Origin of the sequence: Nostoc cf. edaphicum LEGE 07299 (assembly GCF_015207245.1) — a bacterium.
Lineage (GTDB): Bacteria > Cyanobacteriota > Cyanobacteriia > Cyanobacteriales > Nostocaceae > Nostoc > Nostoc edaphicum_B.
Map to the genome: position 1 here is coordinate 1 of NZ_JADEXF010000743.1, position 3,265 is coordinate 3,265.

Annotated in this window: 4 protein-coding genes; 1 reads left to right on the forward strand and 3 read right to left on the reverse strand. The window is 39.6% G+C overall.

Going from position 1 to position 3,265, the window contains the following annotated elements; all coding sequences use genetic code 11:
* Window positions 1–396: 396 nt before the first annotated feature.
* Entirely contained in the window at window positions 397–1,083 is a 687-nt protein-coding gene (locus tag IQ229_RS19955; protein ID WP_194046715.1) for a Uma2 family endonuclease, read from the forward strand.
* A gap of 239 nt (window positions 1,084–1,322) precedes the next feature.
* On the opposite strand, the gene IQ229_RS19960 is transcribed toward IQ229_RS19955, so the two are convergent.
* The 3 genes from IQ229_RS19960 to IQ229_RS19970 all read right to left on the reverse strand — a co-directional run bounded on the left by IQ229_RS19960 (window position 1,323) and on the right by IQ229_RS19970 (window position 3,144).
* Entirely contained in the window at window positions 1,323–1,700 is a 378-nt protein-coding gene (locus tag IQ229_RS19960; RefSeq protein ID WP_194046717.1) for a DUF2358 domain-containing protein, read from the reverse strand.
* A 53-nt stretch (window positions 1,701–1,753) separates the two neighbouring features.
* The gene (locus IQ229_RS19965; RefSeq protein ID WP_194046719.1) at window positions 1,754–2,317 is read right to left on the reverse strand and encodes a hypothetical protein; all 564 of its coding nucleotides are present in this window, start codon (window positions 2,315–2,317) and stop codon (window positions 1,754–1,756) included.
* Window positions 2,318–2,469: 152 nt separating this feature from the next.
* A complete protein-coding gene (locus tag IQ229_RS19970; RefSeq protein WP_194046721.1) occupies window positions 2,470–3,144 on the reverse strand; it encodes a HupE/UreJ family protein in 675 nt (224 codons plus the stop codon).
* Between the last annotated feature and the right edge of the window lie 121 nt (window positions 3,145–3,265).

Consider the following 3,265-nt stretch of genomic DNA (forward strand, 5'->3'; position numbering starts at 1 on the left):
GGTTTGGAGAGAGGTATTATCTTTAATTCATCCCATTTACTTATAAGTGCTTGATTATTAAATCGTTTCTGATTTTCTCAAACCTGCTGGTTGAAAAAAAATAAGGTTTGTTGCGGGTTTTCTGGGAGGCGATATGGCTGAAATCTATTTACTGCTTGGGATACAGCTATCACTTTAAACAACATTACCTGTTATTTTTGTAAAAAAATCTTAATATTTCAGTAAATTTGTTTATTAATTCTGAAGGTTTAAGTCCCCCGCTTCTAACAAGCATCAGCTTTTGTGCCAGAGTCCAAACTTCCGTTACAAAAATTAATTACGAATTACGAATTACGAAGTCGGTTGCGTTTTTACCTAATTCGCTAAGATGTACACAAGCTCATTTTCACAACAATTATGGTGAAAAGACCCTCCCAGCTTTGGATAATTCCTCCTTTGGAAAACGGTGACAAACTCACCCGCTACGAATTTGAGCGTCGCTATAATGCTACCCCTAACCTCAAAAAAGCTGAGTTAACCGAAGGGATTGTCTATATTATGCCTGCTGTGCGTTTCCGAAGTCACGGTCAACCGCATGGCTGGATCATTTGTTGGTTAGTTACTTACGAAGCTGCGACTTCTGGTGTAGCATTGGGAGTTGAACCTACCGTCCGCTTAGACTTAGATAACGAACCTCAACCCCATGCTGTTCTGTTGATTGAACCGGAAGCAGGTGGTCAAACGCGGCTGAGTGAAGATGATTATATTGAAGGTGCGCCAGAGTTAGTTGTGGAAATTGCTGCTAGTAGTGCGGCTATCGATCTTCATGGCAAAAAACAGGCTTATCGTCGCAACGGTGTTAAAGAATATATAGTTTGGCAAGTTTTAGACCAAAAATTGACTTGGTTTTCTCTGGAACAGGGTGAATATCTGGAATCAGTACCTGACAATGAAGGCATTTTGCGAAGTCGGGCATTTCTAGGCTTGTGGTTAGCGGCGATGGAGTTATTAGCAGGTAATATGCAGGGTGTGTTGAAGGTTTTACAAGTAGGTTTGCAATCTGCTGAACATGAGGATTTTATTAAAAAATTGGGTAGCGATTAACCTCTTATAAATAGGGAAAATATCTTAATCAATTATGTTTGCACACCAAATTCTTTTACTTTAGTATGTATAGTTAATTCAGCAGATATTTTAGGATTTTTGGCAGCCATCATAATAATTCATGGCTAGACTTCAGTCCTTATTTTGTTTGCATAGCATCTCGTCAGAGAGGACTAAAGACCTCACTACAAACCATGAAGATTTTGATGGTAATTATATTATTTGAATCATCTACTTTTTCAAGAGAAAAAATGCTGCTTCACTACATCTAAGCGTGAACAGTTCCAATAATCGATATGGGAAATAATCAAACCATCAGAGTTAAGGCCTAATTCACTCCAACCAGGAATAGAGATACGTGGCTTCCAGGGGAGAGGAGTATTCCAACTGAGTGTCCACTCAGTTTTGATTGTGTCTCCTAAACGTTGAATATTATGTAAATCCATTTTGGGATTTAAAAACCAAGTTTCGATAAAATTAATCATTTGTTTGTAGCGTTTAACACCACTAAACTTATTCATCGGGTCTTGAAAATAAACCTCTGGGGCATAAATGCTGTAAGTTTGATTGATTGGGAATCTTTGATAGTCTTCTTTGAGGATTTCAATGATATCCATGATAGATAAATATATCTGTAAATTGGTTGAAAATGAAAACTTAAAAATAGAAATTAACCCTCATTCCATAAACGTTCTAACTGACGCCGCCAAGCAGTTAGGACTTCTTCTCGCCCTTGTGAAGTTTGATTTATTTCGCCCATCATTCCTTCGGCGTAAAAACGTTCTAAGCTTTGCATCGTAGCTTGCAGAGATTGTCCTTGCTGTTTTGCTGCCTGAATAATTTGCCGGATGCGGCTTTCAACTAGTTGATTAAAGACATTATCTAATCTAGTCTGATGGAGAGATAAAAGTCGGTTGATTGCATTGGATAAATCTGCACTCACTAAAGTTTCACTGTTATGTTGAAATACCCCCCAAATTACTCTTTCATATAAAGCGTAACGTACTTCTTGAGTGTCATCAAAGTTGGCTTCTAGGAACTGTTCTAAAAATGGTTGGGCTTCTTGGATGGGCAGAATAGGCAGTAAAACTCGCAGCCAAGTATTATCTTCGGAAAGCAGCACCAACAGCCGAAAAGTAGGAGTGTCTACTTGCCACGATCCAGGAGCAGTCGTAGCAACAGCCGACGTGTCAAATAATTCTGTGAGCGTACCCGCAATTTCTTCAGGTGTCATAACTTTTTATTTATATATAGCTTCTAGATTAGCGTAGAGGTGCATCAACTTATTCACTAGAACGCTTGCCCAGTCTGAAAACGCAGTGGGGGCGCACAGCTAGGTGTACGCCCCCACGAATGAATGTATTCCGCTGAATTGAAATATCTGATTTAAATAAGCGAATTGCTCAAAAACACGATACCGATCGCACACAAAGCGAAACCAGCAAGGCTGATTTTCCAGGGTAAAATTCGGTTTATCTCTCCCATACCCATCCCAACACCAATTTCTCTAGCACTCATGGCAACGGCAAACAGAGTTAAGGCAATACCTAGTATATAGGCAACTACTGATATTGTTCCTGCACTAACAATAGATTCAGCATTAGCGTAACCCTGAAATAAACCAGCACTGATGCCCACCAGAGCAAGCACCAGAAAGTTTAGTTGATTTGGCATCATCAGCATAGTACCAAAAACGATGGTAGAAATGGCAAGGGCTATTTCTGTGCCTGGTAAATCTAACTGAAATATATGAATTACAATGCCCAAAACTGTTGCCAAGACAAAACATCCAGCGATCGCAGCGCCACGAACAAACACAGATGAGAGTAAGCCAATCGCAACAATACCAACTAAACAATTTAAACTAATTACTGGATCTGCCAATCCCCAGACAAAGGCTTCCCAGCCGTTAGAGATGTTATGGTCAAATGGTGTTCCACTCAATGAACTCAGTAAGCTAATTAAAATTAAAGCTGCGATCGCTCCTACATGGCGATCCATGAACTTTGAGGTCTTAAGTTCTCCCGAAGTATGGGATTCTGATAGTTTAGTCTTGAACATCGCTATATACCAAATTAATTTTTAGGTAATTTATACTACCCACCTACCCCAAAAAACTAACGTGGTATAGCGTTTCCTAATCACATGAGGTACATCATAGTCCCCTCTCGAAGAGCGGGGA